Raw genomic sequence first — 21,489 nt, 5'->3', positions numbered from 1 at the left:
TCGACGACAGACTCCGTTTTTCGCGCATCGGAATAAGAGCGGGAGAACGGTGTACTCAAACTTCGCCATCGCGTGCGGGGAATCATATGAGGAAACATCCTGGGCTATCGCGCCGCGACATGCTGAAGGGCTCGGGCGCCGTGCTCGCTGGGGCCGCCCTTTCAACGCGCGTGATGGCTGCTGCGCCGCCAGCCGAACCGGTAACGCCGACGCTGATCGAGGCGGCGAAGAAAGAGGGGCAGGTCGTCTACTACACCTCGACCGATCTGCCGGTTGCCGAGAAGCTGGCAAGGGCATTTGAAGCGAAATATCCCGATATCACCGTGCGCGTCGAACGCACCGGTGCGGAGCGTGTGTTCCAGCGGATCGGCCAGGAATATTCCAGCAACATTCATGCCGTGGACGTCGTCAATTCCTCAGACGCGGCACATTTCATCGTGTGGAAGCGCGACGGCATTCTCGCGCCCTATGTTCCGGAGGAGGTCGCAAAATACTACCCCGAGGAGCATCGCGACGCGGACGGGCAATTCGCAAGCTTCCGGGTCTGGTTGTCGATCATTGCTTACAACACCAATCTCGTGAAGGCCGAGGAGGCGCCGAAGAGCTTTGCCGATCTGCTCGATCCGAAATGGAAGGGCAAGATCGTCAAGGCGCATCCCGGCTATAGCGGCACCATCATGACCGCGACCTATCAGATGCAGCGCGATCTCGGCTGGAGCTTCTTCGAGAAGCTCGCCAAGCAAAACATCATGCAGGTGCAGTCCTCGACGGATCCACCCAAGAAGCTCGATCTCGGCGAGCGTGCTGTGATGGCCGACGGCAACGAATACAACATCTTCCAGATGAAGGAGGCCGGCCGCCCGGTCGAGCCGGTCTACGCCACCGAGGGGTCGCCGATCATTGTTGGCCCCAACGGGATCTTCAAGGACTGTCCGCATCCGAATGCCGCCAGGCTGTTCCAGTCCTTCGCGCTCGGGCGTGAGGGCCAGCAGCTCAATGTCGAGATCGGCGGCCTCAGATCCGTCCATGCACAGGCCAAGGAGAAGGCTGGACGCAGGCCGCTAAAGGACATCAAGACGATGAAGGATGATCCGGTGGCGGTCGAGCGGGAAGGGGAATCGATCAAATCGCACTACACCCGCATCTTCCGCGTCTGATGGGACGGCTCAGGCCAATAGCTGCTGCCCGTCCGGGCGCCTGCCGCATGGCACGTGCCCGGATTTCGCGCGGGCAGGGTCAATAATGCCCCTCGGCGGGGGGGATATTTGATGTTACCAATTTGGCCATGAACCAGCATGCCAAGGTCGACATCCGCCATTCCACCTGTCCGCACGACTGCCCCTCGGCATGTGCGCTCGACGTCGAGGTGATCGAGGGACGCTCGATTGGTCGAGTCAGGGGCTCCAAACAGCAGACCTATACGGCCGGCGTGGTCTGCGCCAAGGTCGCCCGTTATGCCGAGCGGATTCACCATGCCGAACGGCTGATGTATCCGCTGCGCCGGACCGGCCCGAAGGGCTCCGGCCAGTTCGCGCGGATCTCTTGGGACGAGGCGCTGGACGAGATCGCGGCGCGCTTCGACGCGGCCGAGCGGGAGTTTGGCGCCGAGTCGGTCTGGCCCTATTACTACGCCGGCACCATGGGGCTGGTGATGCGCGACGGCCTCAACCGGCTGTCGCATGTGAAGAAGTATTCGCGCTTCTACGGCACGATCTGCGCAACCATCGCGCGCATCGGCTTTGCCGCCGGGACCGGCAAGATCGCCGGCGTCGATCCCCGCGAGATGGGCGTCTCCGACCTCGTCGTGATCTGGGGCACCAATCCGGTGAATACCCAGGTCAATGTGATGACGCATGCATCCCGCGCGCGGAAGGAGCGCGGCGCGAAGATCGCGGCGGTCGACGTCTACAACAACGAGACCATGAAGCAGGCCGACATCAAGATCCTGCTCCGGCCGGGCACCGACGGCGCGTTCGCCTGCGCCGTGATGCATGTGCTGTTCCGCGAGGGATTTGCCGATCGCGACTATCTTGCGCGCTATACCGACTGTCCCGACGAGCTCGAAGCGCATCTGAAGACCCGCACGCCGGAATGGGCTTCGGCGATCTCGGCCGTGCCGGTCGAGGAGATCGAGGCGTTCGCGCGGCTGGTCGGACAGACCAAGCGCTCATTCTTCCGTCTCGGCTACGGCTTTACTCGCAGCCGCAACGGCGCCGCCCAGATGCACGCTGCGACCTGCATCCCCGCGGTGACCGGCGCCTGGCAGTATGAGGGCGGCGGCGCGTTCTTCAACAACGCCGCAATCTGGCGTTTCGATGAGTCGATCATCGAAGGCCATGACGCGATCGATCCCTCGACGCGGGTGCTCGATCAGTCCAAGATCGGCCGCATCCTGACCGGCGATGCCGAGGCGCTCAACGGCGGCGGGCCGGTCAAGGCGATGCTTATCCAGAACACCAATCCGATGACGGTGGCGCCCGAGCAGGCGCTGGTGCGCCAGGGATTTGCCCGCGAGGACCTGTTCGTCGCGGTGCATGAGCAGTTCATGACCGAGACGGCCCAGATGGCCGATATCGTGCTGCCGGCGACGATGTTCATGGAGCACGACGACCTCTATTACGGCGGCGGTCATCAGCACATCTCGGTCGGCCCGAAGCTGATCGATCCGCCCGGCGAGTGCCGTTCCAATCATGAGGTGATGCAGGGCCTCGGCCGTAGGCTCAACGCCGTGCATCCCGGCTTCGACATGACACCGCGCCAGTTGATCGATGCGACGCTGAAGAAGAGCGGGCACGGCGACATCGACACGCTCGAAGCAGAGCTGTGGCGCGACCTGCAGCCGGATTTCCGCACCTCGCACTATCTCGACGGTTTCGCCCATGCCGACAAGAAGTTCCACTTCAAGGTCGATTGGGGCAAGGTGCCGGTCGGCACCGGCGGGCTGATGGGCGCATGGGACAAGATGCCTTCGCTACCCGACCACTGGACCATCATCGAGGAGGCGGACGCGCAGCATCCGTTCCGTCTTGCGACCTCGCCGTCCCGCAGCTTCCTCAACACCAGCTTCAACGAGACGCCGTCGTCGCAGGCCCGCGAGGGCGCGCCGACGGTGATGATCCATCCCGACGACGCAGCCAGCCTGTCGATAGCCGACGGCGACGCGGTGACGCTCGGCAACATGCGTGGCGAGACCACGCTGACCGCAAAACTGTTCGACGGCGTTCGCCGCGGCGTGCTGATCGCCGAGTCGATCCATCCGAACAAGTCCCATATCGGCGGGCGCGGCATCAACATGCTGACCGGGGCGGAGGCCGTCGCACCGCTCGGCGGCGCCGCGTTCCACGACAACAAGGTCTGGATCCGGAAGGCATCGGCCGCCGCATAAAACCTGCTTGCAGTCGGCGCCGATCCTGCCGCAAATGTCGGCTGACACCGGCACATTGGCCAAGAAAACAGGCAGGAAACATGACCGACAACAGCGTTCTTTTCGAAAAGCGCGGGCAGGCGTTCTGGATCACCATCAACCGCCCGGACAAGCGCAACGCGCTCAATGCCGGTGTGATCGCCGGCATCGCGAAGGGCTATCGCGAGGCGCATGACGACAAGGACGTCCGCGTCATCGTGCTGACGGGGGCGGGCGACAAGGCATTCTGCGCCGGTGCCGATCTGCAGAACAGCGGCGCGGCCTTCTCGATGGATTTCTCGCGTCCCAATGTCGATTACGCCGATTTGTTGCGGCTGTCGCAGAATGCGACCAAGCCCGCGATCGCGCGGGTCGGTGGCGTCTGCATGGCCGGCGGCATGGGACTGTTGTGCATGACCGACATGGCGGTCGCCGGCGATCAGGTGATCTTCGGCCTGCCCGAGGTGAAGGTCGGCGTGTTCCCGATGCAGGTGCTGAGCCTGCTGCAATCGATCGCCCCGCCGCGCCTCGTCAACGAATGGGCGCTGACCGGCGAGCCGTTCGACGCCGCGACGGCCAAGGCTGCGGGTCTTCTCAACTACGTTGTGCCGGCAGCCGAGCTCGACGCCAAGGTCGATTGGCTGATCGGGCGCATCGTCGACAAGTCGCCGACGGCGATCCGTCGCGGCAAATACGCGATGCGGGCGATCGCCTCGATGTCATTCGATGAAAGCATCGCCTACACCGAAAGCCAGATCGCGCTGCTCGCGATGACCGAGGACGCCAAGGAAGGCCTCAAGGCCTTCGGCGAGAAGCGCAAACCGACTTGGACCGGGCGCTAGGTGGAAACCCAATCCTGGTCTTCCGCCCGGTATCTCGCGCCGGCGTGAATCATGAAAATCAAGCGTGTCGATTGCTCGAAACGATTGAAGAATGAGGAGCGAGCACGCCTTCTGACAAGAGGGTCGTCCTGGCTCGCTCCTCGCGGCGCTTCTTGGCGGCCACGATCAATTGCTTCCGCGTGCGTTTGGCGTAGGTGGGTAGTTGTAGTCTCGAGCGATGGCGGCCGGCGGCACGCAGTTCAGCGTCCGTAAGATCGCTGTCTGCGCCTTCGGTGAAGCCGCCGTGGCGAAAGGACGTAAATGAGAGCTCGTTCCGAAGTCCCGCTGCTATGATTATCTTTTTAACGACATGCCGAAGGTAGCGCAGATCCTTGCGCTCGGTGATCCACGGGAGAGGAGTAGGCGACCTGCGATGAGCATGATCGCGGCGAAACGCCAGTCCTGAAGCGACTGAGTCTTTGAGAGCATCAAGCTCCGCCATCAACTCAGGGAAGAGCAGCACACTGTTCTCATCGACCAAAGGCCACCAGGCTTCTTCGCCATTCTTTGGGTGCATAATCCTCACGCTGTTGGGGCGTTCTTTCGGTCGATAGTGCTCGATTTCGAAGACTCCGAATATATGTTCCTCGCGCTGCAGCCATTCCCAGGTCAGCAATGCAGCGGTTGCGATCGAGTGGTACCCCAGTCTCTCTGCGGCTTGCCTGAAGGCGACAAGCTCTTCCCAGGTTGCGGTAGGCGTCTCTCGCAGGGCCTGACCAGGGGCGCGCGATTTTAAGCCCATCCGCGAGAATGGGTTGATGGCTGGCACTTTCGTTTCCTGGGCGCGCTGACCAACGAACCAGGCGCGCCTGCATGCGGTCATGGCAGCGTTTGCGAAACGCCGACGCTCGCGCTTGACGATGTTTCCATCCGCGTCCTTGTATTGAACGACGAGCAGATTTGCATAAACCGCATCAACAAATGCTTTGGAAAAATCAGCAATCTGTTTCGAGCCCGCGCGGCTACCGTCGTTCAATTCGTGGTTGGCGAATAGCGCCAGGCCTTGGTCGTATAAGCGTTGGGTCTTGAAATCGATTTCACGCCATCGGTGGTTGGCTTTGAAAACGCCAACAAGCCAATCAAAAGTGCCAGGCACAGGAGACGCCGGGACCATGTCGGTCAATCCGCCCGAACGCCAGCTGTCGAAGGCAGGCAGCAGAATATTCTTGGTTCTGTTGAGAGCGGTTGCATAGTCTTCTCCCAGTGCTTCAGCTCTGACAGGGCAGCCTTCATTGCGAGCCCACGTTGGTGGCTCGAAGAAATATCCGCGTCGACCATTCTTCAATGACTTTTGCCTGCAATAGCGCGGAAGCTTCATTGTAGCGCAACCTTAACGTCTTGCCAGGGAGGCCAAATCCTCGCCTTCTGATCTATCCAAATTGGTAGTTCTACGGGGCGCGGCAAAATCATCAATCGCGGCTCTTGACCAGACCGGTTGCCGCGCCCGCCCAATTCCACGATAGCCGATTGGAGGCGGCGCCTCGCCGCGGCCTACGGCTCGCGCGAGTTCATGGGTATTTGCGAAATCCAAATAGGCGGCGGCCATGTCGGCAAGCATGAGTGCAGGCCAGGCGCCGATGGGTGGATAACGAGCAGGAAGAGCGGAGCGGGATGTCATAGGCGTTAGCTCGCGCGTCAATGCTGCAACGATCTCGGTGCCGAATTCAGTAGAATGGCGTCATCATCCCTGGATGAGGGGCCTTATTCGTGCAACGCCTCGGAAGGCACGAAACCGGATATCCAAAGTCAAATTCGCCGCTACCTTGTGGCCTTCATGCTGCCCTCCAGTCACATGGATGCTCTCCCGGAGCACGAGAAGGCTGCGAGAAAAAGAGCCATCAACAATTGGTGCGGTAATCGGCGGGCCTTGAGTGCGAAAAAGTGCCGGGCATCGATTGACGCGAGTATTCAACGTTGCCTCAAGTCGTTGAGGCCCTGCTTAAGGTTTGAAATATTCGATGGCATTTCGTCGAGAGAAAATTCGGCGACGCGCGCGGATAATCCGCTCGTTGAGAGGCATATGATCCTTGCGGGCTGTCAGTTCGAATTCCGACAAGTCCTATCGATGATCCGACGTTTGGGGGTCTAAACAAGCGCTCCTTTGTCGGAATGGCGGGGGACGGTAGCTGCTCCAATCGACGAGATCCTTCTCGGGGGACAGATTGGAATGAGAGACAGGGCATGAGTACCGAGCGCTACGTACTGCAGACTGACTGACGATGAAGCCTCTTGTGTCGGTCCGGCTGGGCGTCGCCCTTTCGGGCCGGGCTGTCGGCTGCGCTGAAACGCCGGGCTTCGCCCGGTTTTCACCCTTCGGGCTTCCATCCCTGACGCGATGGAGGCACCGGAGACACCAACCTGCGCCGCGCAAGCGCGAAAACGAACATAGAGAGGAAGAGTGCGGTCGCTGGAGGTCGTGACGGGTTGAATGTTGCGAGAGAGGCTCGCGGCGCCCGTCGCGGAGAACCGCGATGTCCAAATATCATCCCTCGGTGCGCGCCAGCCAGAACCGGGTGAGCTTGTATGACGAAATTACCAACAGAATCATCGCCGAACTGGAGGCCGGCCATGTACCCTGGGTTCAGCCTTGGGACGCTGCGGCTGGGACGGCGCCGCTAGCCATGCCCGAGAATGCCGCGTCACGTCGTCCGTATAGCGGAGTTAATATACTAATACTCTGGAGTGCAGCCCGGGAGCGCCGATTTTCAAGCCAACGCTGGCTGACCTATCGTCAGGCGCTTGCAATCGGTGGCCACGTCCGCAAAGGCGAGCAGGGTACTATTGTGGTTTATGCCGATCGCTTCGTACCATCTGATGAAAAGCGCCGTGTGTCCGAGACCGGCGAGGAGGCGCACGCTGTTCCATTCCTGAAGCGCTTTACCATCTTCAATACCGATCAATGCGTACTCCCAGCAGAAATTGCGACCACTGCACCGCCGTGGCGACTTGGCATGATCGAGCCGACGGTCGAGGCGTTGATCAGAGCGAGTGGTATCGATTTTCGCGTCGGAGGCACTCGAGCGTTCTATGCACCGGTGGAGGACTACGTCCAGGTGCCGCCACCAGCGGCCTTTTTCGAGCCGATCAACTGGCACCGCACTGCGCTCCACGAGCTTGGCCACGCTAGCGGCCACGCTTCCCGCCTCGATCGCGACCTTGGTGGGTCCTTTGACACCAAGAGATACGCCTTCGAGGAATTGATCGCCGAACTCTGTGCCGCATTCTGCTGCACATCACTTGGCATCGCGCCCACCGTGCGGCACGCTGATTATATCGGTTCGTGGCTCGACGTTCTGCGTGAGGATAACCGCGCGATTCTGCGAGCAGCGTCGCAGGCGAGCAAGGCCGCTGACTATCTGCTCGGCTTCCTTCCTGAAATCACGGCGGTCCCATCGACCAGGCAGGCCGGCGCGAATGAGGAGGTGGCATCATGAGGCCCTGCTGACGGACGAGAGGAAGAGGCGCGCGAGAAACGCCATGACGGGTTGGAGGCAGAGAGAGAGGCTCTCGGTCGCTCGTCGTGGTGAACTCAGATGACAGAGACTTCCGATAGGGCAAAGCCGTTTCGCTCCCGTGTTGTTTCCGAAGATAGAAGGTTGCCTGATGCTTCCGAGCTGGCGCATCGTCTGTCGCGTGATGCCGAGGCGGTTTGTCGACACTATCTCTCCAATGGCCGACGCCAAGGACGTTATTGGGTGGTGGGAGACTGCAGAAACACTCCCGGTCGATCCCTGTTCGTACGGTTGAACGAAACGCTCCAGGGACTTGCAGGCAAGTGGACGGATGCCGCCACCGGAGAGCATGGTGACCTTCTAGACATCATTCGGCAAAGCTGCGGATTGGTTCATTTTCGTGATGTGGCGAAAGAGGCGCGACGATTTCTCGGTATGCCGAGGCCCAATCCCCAACCGACATCGATTCCTGGTCGCTGGGCGATCCGAGCCAGATCCGCTGAGGCCGCTCGTCGCCTGTTTGCCAAGTCGCAGCCGATTGATCGGACCATCGCCCAACTTTACTTGCGAGAACGCGGTATCGAACCCGTCCATGACGAAGGCGCGCTCCGTTTCCATGCGCGATGCTATTATCGGCCCAACGAAGACACGCAGATCGAGGTCGGCCCGGCGATGATTGCCCGAGTGACCGATCTCAAGGGGCAAATCACAGGCGTACACCGCACCTGGCTTCATCCCTCGGGGCGCAGCTTGGCACTCGTCGATACGCCGCGACGCGCATTGGGTAATCTCTTGGGCAACGCAGTGCGCTTTGGAGCGCTTGATGACGTCCTGGTGGCGGGCGAGGGGATCGAGACCATGCTGTCGCTTCGCTGCGTATTGCCAACCATGCCGATGGTGGCAGCCCTTTCGGCCAATCACCTTGCCGGCATCCTCCTCCCGCCGTCGTTGCGGCGGCTCTATATCGCTCGCGATGCGGATGCGGCCGGAAGGGGCGCGGCGACGAGCCTGACCACCCGCGCCGAGGCCGCAGGCATTGAAGCGCTCACTTTGTCGCCGAGGCTCGACGATTTCAACGATGATCTACGCGCCATGGCCGCCGTGGAATTTCGAGCAACGTTGTGCGAGCAACTCGTTCCAGAGGACGCCGTCCGCTTCTTGTCTTTAGCTGCGAGCAAGCGGGGATAGCGGCGGCGAGTTCGGTCCCGATACCTTCATGCCGATCGGCTCAAGTTCGGTGTCGCTGGAAGCGGTCGCCCCCGGCCTTCTAGAGGGCGATCGGACAGCAAGCGCACCGACCCGGCAATGGCCGCGCCCGGCTATTTTCCGCCGGCCCTGCGGGCCTTTGCATCGCGAAGCAAAATAACCGGGTTTTGGCCATCCTCCGCTCCGCTTCGGCGCCCTCGGCTTAGGCCTCCGGGGTTCTGGCTCGGTCCGCGTGCCGTCTGGTGATCGCCACGAAGGCCGCGATGGGTGCGGCCGATCCGGCAAAGGACCTCTCACCATGACGACCGACCATGACGACATCGAGTTCGAACCCCGACACAACTCATCACCGACTGACCGCATTCTTAGTGAACTTCAGCTTTACGGGTACCGTCCGTTCCACGGCGAGCCCGACCCAAGGCCGTTGCCCGAAGGTAAAGCGATCGCAGGCGCCGTCGCCGATATCTTCGACGCCTTCGTGGCAACTTTAAGCGACACCCGACTTGAGCCCGATCTGGAAGGCCTGCTCTGGTCGACCGTCAATCTCTTACATCGCGCGATGGGCCGTATCGAGCACGGGCTCGACGCCAATGAGCAGGCGCAGCAGAGGAGCCAACGCGAGCAGAACGGCTCGGAAGTGCGATCCGTTGAGCTCGAAAGGCTGACCGCCGACGGCATTTCACTGGTCGAACGCCGCAACGCCATGGAGCTGTTCCGCGACCTGGCTACTGAGCAATTTGAGCTTCACACTGGCTCGCCCTGGCGTCCTCGCGCCGGATCACTGGTCAGCCATCGCACGCCCACTGCCGCGATGATCGACAGCCGCGACTTCCTAGCCGCCAAGCATCGCGCAGAAACCCAGGCGATGCTGCCATCGGGGCCCAAGATCGCCCTTACCGGCGGACTCGATTTCAACGACGTTTCGCTCGTCTGGGGCCGGCTCGACAAGGTCCACGCGAAGTATCCCGACATGGTGCTGCTTCACGGCGGCTCGCCGAAGGGGGCTGAATTGATCGCTGCAAAATGGGCCAGCAATCGCAGGGTGTCGCAGATCACCTTCAAACCGGACTGGACGAAGCATGCCAAGGCTGCACCATTCAAACGCAACGACGCCATGCTGGGAGTCATGCCGATGGGAATCATGTGCTTTCCGGGGACCGGCATACAGGATAACCTCGCCGACAAGGCGAAGAAACTCGGGATTCCGGTCTGGAAATTCGGTAAGGACGGCGCGTGAGCGCCGTCTTACTCGACTCTAGCCGAAAATCGGTTCGCGCAAGCAACGCGAGAGGTCGGTAGCCCGCTCATCGAAGCGAACTTCATGCGAAATGGTTCTTGTCTCGCGTTTGGATCTATGTGTCGAAATGCGCCGTGATGGTGGAAGGCATAATCGGTCATCTTCGAGTGCGAGACCACCACCATGCTGGCCCTTGGATTTATCCTTAAGGTTATTGGGCTCAGTGTTTTTCTGGCTGACCTTTACTCTCGTGACCCTCTCATTCTTCGCTGCAGTTATGATTGGCTCCATGAGATACCCGCCTCGACTCGGTGGACGAGTGTCTTCCTTTGCCAGCGCCAGATCGAGAGCCGCTCGGATCGAGATATTCTTCGCAAGCCGCGCCTCCGAATCTAATCTGATGTGCCATCAGCTACTCTCCGGTTTTGGCCGAACGAATCTGCATATAGTTGTTCTATCTTTGAGACCTCGTCCTCCGTAAGCAACGCGAATTCATCCTCTCTTGCGCGCTTCGACAGCTTGCCCTGATTTTGTCTGAGGAAGCCGAATAGATTGTTCAGCGTCCGCTCCGGCATGTCGATCATGTTCTCGATGCCGGCGCGGAACATATCGAAGCTGACAAGGAAGTTGGTTTCGTTCGGTAGATCCCGCTCAATCGTCTGACGCACGCAGGCGTACAGAAACTCCGCGTGCGGTGTCGCATCGAAGAATCGGTAGAAATCTGCCGTATCGTTGAGAACCCTGACGTTGCCCCTTGGCGTTGCCTCCCACTGGATGCAGGAAAGCAGCCTGCCCGAATAGCTCCCAAGCACGCTCTTGTACTCGGCGATCCGATCGAGGATGGCCGAGGACACAGGAAAATGCACGCCCGCCGGGTTGAACCCCCGACGTGCGAGAACATGATGCATCAGATAGCGATGAATGCGCCCGTTGCCGTCCTCAAATGGGTGGATATAGATGAACCCGAATGCGAGCACGGCCGCCGCGATAACGGCATCGAGGTCATTCTCGGCGCTGTGGTCGAAAGCGATCAATCCGGCCATGAGCGACGCGATGTCTTCATGCCGCGCGCTGATATGGTCCGGAATGGGGCGTTGCGTGTCGCGGTCGTGCTCGCCGACGAAGCCGCCATCCTTGCGGAAGCCGAGCTTGACGAAACGCTCGTCCCCGATCAGGAGGCGCTGCAGGCGATGAAACTCCTGCTCGTCGAGCGGTGCGCGACCAGCTTCGCCTATAGCGCGGCCCCATCGCTGGATTCGATCCTGTGGCGGCCTTTCGCCTTCTATCACGTAGCTGGACTTCGAGTCCTTCAGCAGAAGGAAGGCGGCCGTGCGGGCGAGCAGATCCTTCGGCACTTGGCTCACGACGGCGCGCGCGCGATCTTTCCAGTCCTGCGCGATGAATTCGTTCAGCGCAGATGTCTTGAAGACGAGTGGACAAAATTCCGGCGTGCCTGGAAGGTTGTTGCGGACGCGATGCCGGGCCGAATTCTGCCCCGCACCTGCGAACTGGATGTCGGTGTCGACAGCATCCACATACGAGACCCTGTCTGCGGCAGGCAACCTCAGCTCATGGCCGAGCAGCCATTCGTACAAGAACCAGATGCGGCGCGTGTAGACCCCTGTAGGCTTCTGCCGCACAATTTCGGCGACGTCTTCGTCCTTGACGGCGAGGAAAAGCCGCTTCAGGAGGGCGAGATCCAAGCCTTCGTATTTGAGCGCAAAGGTCAGATGCCCCTCAAGCGAGGCCTCGGGCGCGTGGCGCGGCGTATAGATGTGCCAGTGGTCCTTTTCAACAATGCGGTGCTTGGTGCCGATCGCCGAAAGCGTCCGGGGAACCGGGACGGGCAGATCATAGGCGTCGATCAGGGCGGCGTAGCCGACCGGAACCGCTGTCTCGGGGAGCCGCCGGTCATGAAAAACGCTCACTCGCTCTGAAAATCGTGCATCTGCGCTAAAATTCATGAAAAATACTCCCGATTCCTGAATTTTCTTCGCTGAAAGCTTCAAAATCATCGGCGTCTGAGCATTCCATGAAAAATACTCAAAAATTGTTATTTTTGTGAAAATTATTCACCGGCTGCTCCGCTCGCCAATCTGGCGATTCAGTCCCTGCAGGCGATTGGCCGGCGATGCCGAGCGTGCCGCAGGTGCGCTGCTTCTCCGAAGGCGTCATCTCCAGAGCAGCCACTCCCCTGGAGTTTGAAGACGGCCAGATCGAAAGAACATGCGAACGACACATTCCCACGACGGCGCTGTTGCCGCGGCCCTTGCGGCACCGTCACTGCGACCTGGCGACGACCCGGCGAAGCTCCGCATAGGTACGCGGCAGGCCAAGGGAATGCTGTGTCGCGCTGGTCAATCAGCAGCATTGAGGTCGGATGCCTCGTTCGTGTGATGACTGCGAATATCGAGATCGCTTTCTGGCGACCAACTCCGGCCTAGCCTTCGATCCCGTACGCTACGAATGCGATTGGGTTCGCTGGCGTTTTCCCAGGTGAGCCTTCCTTGCCGTAAATGCGCCACCGTCAGCATATGTCCGATCTCTAGCCTGAGTCCTCGTGCTGTGTCGGTGTCGGCCGCCATGGTTGTCTTCGTCAGTTCGTTCATGGCGCGCGTCCAACGCAACCTCGAATGGGCTGATCAGGCCCGAGGGACGGCCAAGGCCTCGATCGCCTTCCCGCAACGGCTTAAGCCTGCTTTTTTCCCCTGCCGCGAAGTGGCGGCATTCCTCGCGGGAAGACAAAAAAGCAGGCTTGTCGCAGTCCTCCGCTGGCGCTGCGGGCCCAAAAGGCTGCGGGCCGATCGCTCCCCGGGCCAAGGATCGCCATCGAGGCCGCGATGGGCGCGGCCCGAGCAACCAACGGAGACTACCATGGCTACCATCGGCACCTTCACCGCTTCGGACAACGGCTACATCGGCTTCATCAAGACGCTGACGCTGAACATCAAGGCACGGTTCGCCGCATCCGAGAAGGACAACGACAAGGCGCCTGATTACCGCATCTTCGCCGGTGTGACCGAGTTCGGCGCCGCCTGGAAGAAGACCGCCCGTGACAGCGATCGCGAATACCTCTCGGTCAAGCTCGACGATCCGAGCTTCCCGGCCCCGATCTACGCCTCGCTGGTGAAGGTCGACGGCGACGAGGGCTTCACCCTGATCTGGTCCCGTCGCAACGGCGACTGATCTCTGAAGGATCGTTAGCCTCGCCTCCTCGGAGGCGGGGCATTTTTCCGTTGTTCGCCGCTTTGCAGGAGGAAGAGCAGTATTCCTTGAGGAGATTGTTATGGGCTCTGCCCTTGCGCGGGCAAGGGTGAAGCACGGCTCGCCGTGCCGTCCGGAGCGGAATCCCCGGTCTTCCGCGAAAAGGATTATTCACTACGAGGTCGTCGTCGGGCCGCGTGCAGACACGCTGCCAGCGGCCGCGGCCTCTCCACTTGAGCCTGCTGCACCGCCGCCGATCCGTCAAGCCGGGCCGGTGGCAGTGGCGCGTATCCGCGTCCGGCGCTCGCTGGGCCTCCGGCCCGACGAGCGGTATGTCACGGTGTCGCACTGTCAGACTTTAGATGCCTATCAACTACGGCCCCTCTTCTTGTCCGTTGACGGCAAGGGGTGCTTAAGGAGATCCGCTGCCTCCACACCTAATACTTGGGCCAAATTGTCGACAACATCGATACTAGCCGCATAAACACTTCGTTCGAGAGCGCTGATATAGGTTCTGTCAACATCCGCGCGATGCGCAAGCTCCTCTTGCGACAGACCCTTTGCCTGTCGGAGTTTTCGCAAGTTCAGCGCCAAAACCTCGCGGATGTTCATGCCCGAGAGGGCATCGCCTTGCAGAGTATTTCACCACGGAGTATTCTCGACAAAAGAAGAAGTTGCACCGTTGAGCAATTCACGCCGAGCGCCCTGTTCTCGGCTTGCTGAATGCGGCTACAGTGCGGCTTTCAATGAGACTTGGCCCGAGCAGATAGTGGCCCCACCATGCAGGCTTTTAGAACGGTTATGCATAGACCGCCGCTCGATCCTGATGTGGCTGACCTGGCTCCAACCGAGCCAGCGCCGACATCTTACGATGTACAGCACGTCGTTACGTACGTTCGCCTTCTGCAAGCCGAAGGCGAAGGGGTGGACTGGCAGGAAGTGACTCGAATAGTCCTGCATTTAGATCCGGAGCGGGAGCCAGACCGCGCGCGCAACGCATACCAGAGTCATCTCTCTCGCGCTAAGTGGATGACCGAACAGGGGCGTCTGTTGCGCGGCGTGGGGCCGAATTAGACGAAATTCGCCGTCCGAAACATCTCTCGAGAAATCGTCTTCTCTGGCCGACACATGGTCATCCGGGAGCACCACGTGGTGCCAAACTAGGGGCTTCCTGCAACCCATTCGATCATAATTATTGCGCCGCAATCTTTTTGGATGCGTGCAATAGGGTGGAAGCAATGCCTGAGTTCGACTGGCGGTCACCGGATTCCTACAAAAGCCTTCAGGATGCAGATATCACCGGCATTGCCTGGGAATGTCTTCGTCGTAACGCGGATTATAAGCGTGACTACGAAGCGATGATCGTCGACAGTCCGGATGGCGAAGTGACCGCCGAATTCAGGAGGAGGTGGGGCATCTGCTTTCGCCCATGACCCGGTGAGATCCTTTAAGGAACAGACGATCTTTTGGGCGCCGGAAGCTCTGTCGACCGTTGTGCCGATCGTTGTGACCGCGTCACCTCTCAGCAATGGCGACGCGTTTCGGCCGCTGCTTGATCTCGCGGCTGGCCAGATCCGGCACGCCGCTGACGGTTGGCATGCCGTACTGCGCATCGGCGCGGTCGACCACCGTGTTTGGTCGAAAGAACCACCAGCCGTCTGCGCTCGCTATACTGCTAAGCTGCCGTTTGATGCCGATTTCGAACAACGCGCGTATGCAGCGCGACGCCTTTGGCGCGCAATGAATGGCCGCACGGCGGGCCCGGCTTTTCGTGATCTGTCAAAACAAAAGCGCGTGCGCTTGAGTGAAGCTCTTCGTGCACTCGATGCGCAAACTGCCGGCAGCACATATCGCGTCGTCGCGGAAGCGCTGTTCGGCAAGAAACGCATCCCCGACCGCGCCTGGAAGACGCACGATCTGCGCAATCGCACCGTCCGTTTGGTACAAACCGGTCTCGCATTGGTGCGCGGTGGTTATCGCCGACTTCTGCGACCTGGTCGCAAAGACGACTAGCGCCCGCCGGGGTATCGAAAATCACCCACTCAATCTTCGGCATCCCCCTCCGACATTGCGCTTCTCCATGATGACCGCACAGACGCCGGCGCCACCCTTCGTGATGCGCCTTCACCTTGGAGATCTCGAATGCCCGATCCGATGGCCGGTCTACCTCCGCGCTTCCTGCGTACCCCGGAGGCTGCGCGTTATCTTGGCCTCTCCGGTCGCACGCTGGAAAAGCACCGCACATTTGGCACCGGTCCGATCTATCGAAAGATCGGCGGGCGTGTCGTTTATGCGTTGGATGATCTGAAAGCTTGGGCTGATCTCGGCGCCAAAACGTCGACGTCCGATCCCGGAAAAGGAACTGTATTGCCGGCCAAGAAGCATCCAGTGCTGCGCCCGTATGCGGGGCAGGAACGTCGCTGAGTGCCGCGCGAGGACTGAGATCATGCGGCGCAGATATCATTCCCAACGCGACCAACTCGAGCTACTTCAGGTGCTTCTCTTCGCTGGGCGTTGCCGACAACCGCGGGCGCCTGATCGTTCTGACGCTCACAATCCGGCTCCTGCACCGTACCTCGCCTCAAGCGAAGGCTCCACGCGCGACGCATGCCTACAGAACAGAGGAGACGCTGCATGAGCGGCCTCACCCAAGTCGAAATTTTGTGGCTGGAGAAGCGTATCGAAAACCGCATTCGGTTCGGTCGTATCGTTGAGGACAAGAAGATTGATCGTTACCGGCGCGTTCTGTCATTTGCACCGGGCAGCATCTTTGCCTTCGTCCGCTGGACATCCAACGATTTCGGAGCCGTCATTTCACGGATCGACATCTTGCGCGCGGTCGCACCAGGACAGCGCTGCTCGACCATTCCGTATGTGAAGCCCGGCGGGGAGATTTTGCTGCGGCTTTCCGGTTGGTCGAAGGTCGAACGGGTGCTGCAGATGGTCGACGCCATCGAAGCGCTCGGCGTTGATCCCGCCGACGTCTCTCCTGATCATTGGCATCACATTCACAATCGTCTGTCCGTCAACGAAAACCCGCGCCCCTACACGAAAGCCCGCCACCAGGCGTGGCTTCACCGGCGGAGGGTCATGCGATGACACCGCGGCTCAAGACGTTGACCACGATGCTCTGCGGTGCCGTCGCGTTTATCGCACCAATCGTTCTGGAGATTACGCCGGCCTACATCTGGAATGCATCCGAGAGCGTGCCGATCGGGCTCTACCGTGTGCAGCCGGCGGACAAACTATTCATTACGGAACTCCTAGCCGTACAGCCACCGGAGCCGCTCGCGACCTTCCTCAACCTGAACGGCTATCTGCCAGCCGGATTGCCGATGCTCAAACGCGTGCTGGCGCTTCCCGGGCAGACCGTTTGCCGAAGTGGGCTCACCATTTCGGTTGACGCCATCGAAATGGGCCAAGCCCGAGATCGCGACGGCCGTGGCCGTCCCCTCCCGAAATGGCAGGGCTGCCGCGTCGTCGGTGACGGCGAACTCTTTGTCATGAACTGGCAGTCCACCAGCTCGCTGGATGGCCGCTATTTCGGGCTCTTGTCAGCATCGGCTGTCATTGGCCGCGCGCGGCCGGTGTGGACCTGGGAGGACTGATGGTGCTCGTATTGAGTTTCCGAACAGCTATTCCTCTTCGGCCAAGTGCTGCACCATTCCTCCGTCCCGACCAACGATTGCGCGGCCGTTGCGCGCAGCGGCGGTCAGGGCGGCCGAACGGCCGGCGCGAAACGGCTTTACCCTGGACGGGCGCGAACTCGGCGGCACGCTTGCGCTTGTTCGAAGGGAGCCTGCGCGCTGTCGTGCCGTTGTTCATTGCGCTGACCGTGAGTAACGCCGCTGTTGTCGCCGAGACGCGACCCGCGAAGCCTTCAGCGAGTCATCGAGCTGGCGATCCGTTTGCGGAGTTTGTCGAGCAGGCCTCGCGCCGCTTCGGCGTGCCGGTGCGCTGGATACGCGCAGTCCTAGACGTCGAAAGCGCCCAAGACGTGCGTGCCAAGTCACCGAAAGGTGCCATGGGGCTGATGCAGATAATGCCAGAGACATGGGCAGAGCTACGTCTGCGGTACGACCTCGGCGACGATGCCTATGATCCCCATGACAACATCTTTGCTGGGACAGCGTATCTTCGCGAGCTGCACGACCGGTACGGTTCGCCGGGCTTCCTGGCGGCCTACAACGCAGGACCTGCTCGCTACGAAGAGCATCTCGCCGGCCGTCCATTGCCCGCTGAAACCCAGATTTATCTGCAGAAGCTTGTGTCGATCATCGGAGGCGACATTAGAGGTTCACGTGTAGTCGCGAGTTTGCGGCCATCGGGGGGAACGCTCTTCGTTATGCGGTCTGAAAGTTCAACGACCGCGGCCCGGCGGCAGCCTGGGCACCCAACGAACCGAGCTCCAACGGCTGTCTCCGTCCACGACATTTCGGCCATTGCGCCACAGCCAACAGGGTTGTTCGTCGTGAGATCCGATGCGGGAGGCTCGCGATGAGCGAATGCGCAAGCTCGCATACATTGGCGCGGCCTGGAGAAGAATGGGCGGAAAGGCGAGCGCAGTGGGGAGGCACGACAGCAGGACGGCTCTTCAAATCGGGCTTCGAGATACCGGTGCACGGGGATAGGGCGGCCGTGGCCAAATCCGGGGCCTGGTGCAGCGACTTGGAAGGTCGTTGCAACAAGGGAGAGCTCTGATGAAACTGTACGTTGGATTGGACGTCGGCCTTGATGAAACCAGCGTTTGCATCGTTGATAGCGAGGGTCTCACGGTCCGCGAAGTCAAGGTCAACACCGAGCCAGAGGCGATCCGCTCCGCTGTGGAGGGCTACGCGGATCGCCTCGATAGGGTAGGGGTCGAGGCGTCATCGCTAGGTATCTGGCTGTATCGCGAACTACAGGCAGCTGGCCTTCCAATCATTGTCGTGGAAGCGCGCCATATGCGCGTTTCGCTGTCGACGATGCGCAATAAAACCGACCGCAACGATGCGCGTGGCATCGCGCAGATGATGCGGTTGGGCTGGTACCGCGCCGTCCATGTCAAGAATATCGACATGCAAAAAATGCGCACGTTGTTGACCAACCGGAAGCTGCTCAAGCGCAAATTGGTCGACCTCGAGAACCATGTTCGGGGGGCACTGCGGGCCTATGGATTGCTCGTCGGAGCGGTCGCCCGGGGGGCTTACGAAGCTCGGATCCGTGAGCTGATCGAACACAGCGACCCGGTTTTTGCGATGTCTATCGAGGTCATGTTGGACGTGCGCCGCGCTCTCCTTGAGGGCTACGATCGGCTGCATCGCGTGCTGCTGCAGGTGGTCCAGCATGATCCCGTTTGCCGACGTCTGATGACGGTTCCGGGCGTCGGTCCGGTCGTCGCCTTGTCCTTCAAAGTTGGTGTTGATGACCCTCATCGCTTTGCCCGATCACGCACGGTGGGCGCCCATTTTGGCTTGACGCCGAAGCGCCACCAGTCTGGGACATCGATCGATTTTGAAGGCCATATCAGCAAACAGGGCGATATCTCCGTGCGAGAGGCGCTCTGTGAGGCGGCGGCTAGCCTGCTGCTTCGGGTCAGAAAATGGTCGGCGTTGCGGGCGTGGGGCCTGCGGATCGCCAGGCGGTCGAGCATGCTGTGTGCGATTGCCGCGGTCGCTCGGAAGCTCGCATGCATTCTGCACCGGATGTGGGTCAGCGAGACCGATTTCCACGTCGGATTCGGTGCCAAGATCACGCAGCGGCTGCGCTTAAAGCCGGCGCAATAGCGGCCGGCAGGCGAGGATGCGAAGGCGCTGGGGACATGCCCCAGCATGTTGAGGAGGAACGAAATTAGAGATCCGCGCGCGCGGTGAGCGTCCCCTGGCGGGGCCGCGAAACGGGGAATGTCCGCTATCTCTTGCCTGCTGCCGCCCTTCGGGGACGAGAGCGCAAAACTGCTTGGACAGCCCTGTTTACGAACCTGATGAAGAGCATGCGACGGCCGAAGTGCTGAACGCGAAGGAACGCATCGACCCCGCCTGGTGAATGCCACTGCAACGCGGTGTGGTGACGTTTGCGCGTCGTAGATGGAGGGAAGCAGCGATGCTTATTCTGCGAGGAGTCGAAGAAAAGCGTAGGAATGAGTTGACTTTGAACGCCCGATTAGGAAGGCGAGATAAAAGGGGCTCGCCGGTCGAACCGCAAGCCATTGGCATGGCTTGGGTTCTACCGTGCCGGTCGGTCGGGGCGCGTGCCGCGCCTCGCATTTTGACGAATGCAATCAAAGGCGTTTTCGGCACCGTGTGCGCTTTTGATCGTTTGGAGGCTCTGGCGTGAGCGCGGGCGACAGTGATCTGCGTATTCGGCCTGGACGCATCCGTAGTACCCGCGCGCCGAAGCCCAAGAGCTTCATCAACCAGGTGCTGCGCGCGGCGAAGAAAGCCGGACACACCACGGGTCAGACCGGCACCGGCAGGCGTTCGGCGGCCTATGGGCGCTCGACGTTTGGCCGTGGCCGGCTGTCCTTTAGTCGCGCCAGATTGTTCAGCTCGACGCGGCGCGTTGTGGTGAAGGCGCGCATGGTTCGTCATAAAGGCCGAGCCTTCCGTTCAGCACCACTGACCGCGCACCTCTCATACTTAAAGCGCGACGGCGTGACCCGGAGTGGTGAGCGGGCCGAGATGTTCGATGCCGGCAGCGACAGTGCTGACGGCACGGCCTTCGCAGAACGCTGCCAGGATGACCGCCATCATTTCAGGTTCATCGTCTCTCCCGAGGACGCCGGCGAGATGACCGACCTGAAGGCCTTCACCCGGGATCTCGCCAAGCAGATGGAGACCGATCTCGGCACGCGGCTCGATTGGGTCGCTGTCGATCATTGGAATACCGACAACCCTCACGTCCACCTTCTCGTCCGGGGAGTAGACGAGGAAGGGGCGGATCTCGTGATCTCCCGTGACTACATCAGCCAAGGCCTGCGCTCACGCGCTGAGGAACTTGTCGTCATCGAACTGGGTCCAAAACCAGAGCGCGAAATCCGCAATTCGCTGGAGATGGAAGCTACCGCGGAACGATGGACGCGGCTCGATCGGGAGATTCGGCGGGCGGCCGATGAGACCGGCACTATCGATCTTCGCCCAGAGAATCCCGGCAAGTCCGATCCCGAGATCCGGCGCCTGATGGTCGGTCGCCTTCAACACCTGGAGAAGATGGGCCTTGCCGCATCCGCCGCACCAGGAGAATGGTTGGTCGGGCTCGAGGCCGAGCGTCGCTTGCGCGACCTCGGCATGCGCGGCGACATCATCAAGACCATGCACCGCGCCTTCACCGACCGTGGAGAGGCGCGTGGCGTTGCCGACTACGTCATCGAAGGCGGGCCGCCAGCGTCCGAGATCGTCGGACGATTGGTCGATCGGGGATTGCATGATGAACTGACGGGCGAGGCCTACGCCGTAATCGACGGAACAGACGGACGCGCGCACCACGTGCATTTCCGCGGGATCGAGGCCTTCGAACATGCGCCTCCGGTCGGCGGAATCGTCGAAGTCCGACGCTTCGGTCAAGCCGACGATCCGCGGCCGACCATGGTGCTGGCGACCCGCTCCGATCTCGATCTTGCCGCGCAGGTCACCGCGAAGGGAGCGACCTGGCTCGACCATAGGCTGGTCGAACGCGACCCCATGCCGCTCGCAATGGGCGGGTTCGGTCGCGAGACCCGCGCAGCCATGGAAGCCCGGACCGAGCGTCTGATCCAGGAGGGCCTGGCGCGGCGGCAGGGCCAGCGCATCATCCTACAGCGCGACCTCTTGAACACGTTGCGCCGACGTGAATTGGACGAGGTGGCAGCAAAGGTCTCGGCCGGCACCGGCCTGTCTCACGTGAACGCCGCGTCCGGGGAGCATGTGGCGGGCACGTATCGCCAGCGGCTGACGCTCACGTCGGGACGCTTCGCCATGATCGACAATGGGCTCGGCTTCCAGCTCGTGCCCTGGTCGCGCGAACTCGAACAGAGGCTCGGCCAGCACGTTGCCGGCGTCGTGAAGGACGGCGGCGGCATCGAATGGGGCTTTGGCCGGAAGCGCGACCTCGGCCTCTAGCGATCTCACCAATCCAGTTACGGAAGGGCGT

Annotated in this window: 20 protein-coding genes; 16 read left to right on the top strand and 4 right to left on the bottom strand. The window is 61.0% G+C overall.

All coding sequences use genetic code 11. The features are described 5' to 3' along the window. The first annotated feature begins 86 nt into the window (after window positions 1-86). From ACVWY5_RS24070 to ACVWY5_RS24060, 3 genes are all read left to right on the top strand, one after another. On the top strand, window positions 87-1,157 hold the full coding sequence (locus ACVWY5_RS24070) for an extracellular solute-binding protein (protein WP_028336847.1): 1,071 nt from the start codon (window positions 87-89) through the stop codon (window positions 1,155-1,157). Between the two features lie 128 nt (window positions 1,158-1,285). Continuing rightward, a complete protein-coding gene (locus ACVWY5_RS24065; protein WP_028336846.1) occupies window positions 1,286-3,385 on the top strand; it encodes a molybdopterin oxidoreductase family protein in 2,100 nt (699 codons plus the stop codon). A gap of 80 nt (window positions 3,386-3,465) precedes the next feature. Then, the gene (locus ACVWY5_RS24060) at window positions 3,466-4,245 is read left to right on the top strand and encodes an enoyl-CoA hydratase/isomerase family protein (protein WP_028336845.1); all 780 of its coding nucleotides are present in this window, start codon (window positions 3,466-3,468) and stop codon (window positions 4,243-4,245) included. Window positions 4,246-4,303: 58 nt separating this feature from the next. Here ACVWY5_RS24060 and ACVWY5_RS24055 read toward each other — a convergent pair whose 3' ends face one another. Continuing rightward, window positions 4,304-5,602 carry a hypothetical protein gene (locus tag ACVWY5_RS24055; RefSeq protein WP_321176841.1) on the bottom strand — a complete coding sequence of 433 codons (1,299 nt, stop codon included), beginning with the start codon at window positions 5,600-5,602 and terminating at the stop codon, window positions 4,304-4,306. A 1,153-nt stretch (window positions 5,603-6,755) separates the two neighbouring features. On the opposite strand from ACVWY5_RS24055, the gene ACVWY5_RS24050 reads away from it, so the two are divergent. The 3 genes from ACVWY5_RS24050 to ACVWY5_RS24040 all read left to right on the top strand — a co-directional run bounded on the left by ACVWY5_RS24050 (window position 6,756) and on the right by ACVWY5_RS24040 (window position 10,179). After that, complete coding sequence (locus ACVWY5_RS24050; RefSeq protein ID WP_028336844.1) at window positions 6,756-7,718, top strand: ArdC family protein; 963 nt, start codon at window positions 6,756-6,758, stop codon at window positions 7,716-7,718. A 309-nt stretch (window positions 7,719-8,027) separates the two neighbouring features. After that, window positions 8,028-8,924, top strand: a complete 897-nt coding sequence (locus tag ACVWY5_RS24045; RefSeq protein WP_456671700.1) for a DUF7146 domain-containing protein — start codon at window positions 8,028-8,030, stop codon at window positions 8,922-8,924. Between the two features lie 316 nt (window positions 8,925-9,240). Beyond that, window positions 9,241-10,179 (top strand): DUF2493 domain-containing protein, encoded by a 939-nt coding sequence (locus tag ACVWY5_RS24040; RefSeq protein WP_028336842.1) that lies wholly within the window; start codon window positions 9,241-9,243, stop codon window positions 10,177-10,179. Between the two features lie 392 nt (window positions 10,180-10,571). Here ACVWY5_RS24040 and ACVWY5_RS24035 read toward each other — a convergent pair whose 3' ends face one another. Further along, the gene (locus ACVWY5_RS24035) at window positions 10,572-12,143 is read right to left on the bottom strand and encodes a Fic family protein (protein ID WP_321176875.1); all 1,572 of its coding nucleotides are present in this window, start codon (window positions 12,141-12,143) and stop codon (window positions 10,572-10,574) included. Between the two features lie 393 nt (window positions 12,144-12,536). Beyond that, entirely contained in the window at window positions 12,537-12,788 is a 252-nt protein-coding gene (locus ACVWY5_RS24030) for a hypothetical protein (RefSeq protein ID WP_321176840.1), read from the bottom strand. Between the two features lie 265 nt (window positions 12,789-13,053). Between ACVWY5_RS24030 and ACVWY5_RS24025 the strand changes: the two genes are divergently transcribed. Next, window positions 13,054-13,365, top strand: coding sequence for a DUF736 domain-containing protein (locus ACVWY5_RS24025; protein WP_028336839.1), 312 nt, complete (start codon window positions 13,054-13,056; stop codon window positions 13,363-13,365). Window positions 13,366-13,752: 387 nt separating this feature from the next. Here the strand turns inward: ACVWY5_RS24025 and ACVWY5_RS24020 are convergent, their stop codons facing one another. Continuing rightward, complete coding sequence (locus ACVWY5_RS24020) at window positions 13,753-13,995, bottom strand: helix-turn-helix domain-containing protein (RefSeq protein WP_028336838.1); 243 nt, start codon at window positions 13,993-13,995, stop codon at window positions 13,753-13,755. A 189-nt stretch (window positions 13,996-14,184) separates the two neighbouring features. Here ACVWY5_RS24020 and ACVWY5_RS24015 point away from each other — a divergent pair, with 189 nt between their 5' ends. The 9 genes from ACVWY5_RS24015 to ACVWY5_RS23975 all read left to right on the top strand — a co-directional run bounded on the left by ACVWY5_RS24015 (window position 14,185) and on the right by ACVWY5_RS23975 (window position 21,458). Further along, window positions 14,185-14,457 carry a DUF2285 domain-containing protein gene (locus ACVWY5_RS24015; protein ID WP_080667225.1) on the top strand — a complete coding sequence of 91 codons (273 nt, stop codon included), beginning with the start codon at window positions 14,185-14,187 and terminating at the stop codon, window positions 14,455-14,457. A 164-nt stretch (window positions 14,458-14,621) separates the two neighbouring features. Further along, window positions 14,622-14,816, top strand: a complete 195-nt coding sequence (locus ACVWY5_RS24010; RefSeq protein WP_028336835.1) for a transcriptional regulator domain-containing protein — start codon at window positions 14,622-14,624, stop codon at window positions 14,814-14,816. 4 nt (window positions 14,817-14,820) lie between these two features. Then, window positions 14,821-15,396 carry a DUF2285 domain-containing protein gene (locus ACVWY5_RS24005; protein ID WP_321176839.1) on the top strand — a complete coding sequence of 192 codons (576 nt, stop codon included), beginning with the start codon at window positions 14,821-14,823 and terminating at the stop codon, window positions 15,394-15,396. Window positions 15,397-15,525: 129 nt separating this feature from the next. Beyond that, window positions 15,526-15,807, top strand: a complete 282-nt coding sequence (locus tag ACVWY5_RS24000) for a helix-turn-helix transcriptional regulator (protein ID WP_080667221.1) — start codon at window positions 15,526-15,528, stop codon at window positions 15,805-15,807. A gap of 210 nt (window positions 15,808-16,017) precedes the next feature. Beyond that, on the top strand, window positions 16,018-16,482 hold the full coding sequence (locus tag ACVWY5_RS23995) for a DUF2840 domain-containing protein (protein WP_028336833.1): 465 nt from the start codon (window positions 16,018-16,020) through the stop codon (window positions 16,480-16,482). Further along, the gene (locus ACVWY5_RS23990) at window positions 16,479-16,991 is read left to right on the top strand and encodes a S26 family signal peptidase (RefSeq protein ID WP_028336832.1); all 513 of its coding nucleotides are present in this window, start codon (window positions 16,479-16,481) and stop codon (window positions 16,989-16,991) included. The genes ACVWY5_RS23995 and ACVWY5_RS23990 overlap by 4 nt, the downstream gene beginning before the upstream one ends. Before the next feature lie 203 nt (window positions 16,992-17,194). Continuing rightward, a complete protein-coding gene (locus ACVWY5_RS23985) occupies window positions 17,195-17,884 on the top strand; it encodes a lytic transglycosylase domain-containing protein (RefSeq protein ID WP_456671699.1) in 690 nt (229 codons plus the stop codon). A gap of 199 nt (window positions 17,885-18,083) precedes the next feature. After that, a complete protein-coding gene (locus ACVWY5_RS23980) occupies window positions 18,084-19,148 on the top strand; it encodes an IS110 family RNA-guided transposase (protein WP_028352145.1) in 1,065 nt (354 codons plus the stop codon). A 546-nt stretch (window positions 19,149-19,694) separates the two neighbouring features. Next, window positions 19,695-21,458: a relaxase/mobilization nuclease domain-containing protein gene (locus ACVWY5_RS23975; protein WP_038381699.1), complete on the top strand. Its 1,764-nt coding sequence runs from the start codon at window positions 19,695-19,697 to the stop codon at window positions 21,456-21,458. Window positions 21,459-21,489 lie beyond the last annotated feature (31 nt).

It is taken from the genome of Bradyrhizobium sp. USDA 3256, from assembly GCF_054058275.1.
Note: the sequence above shows the minus strand (reverse complement) of the source record. Positions and strands in the feature narration are given on the sequence as shown.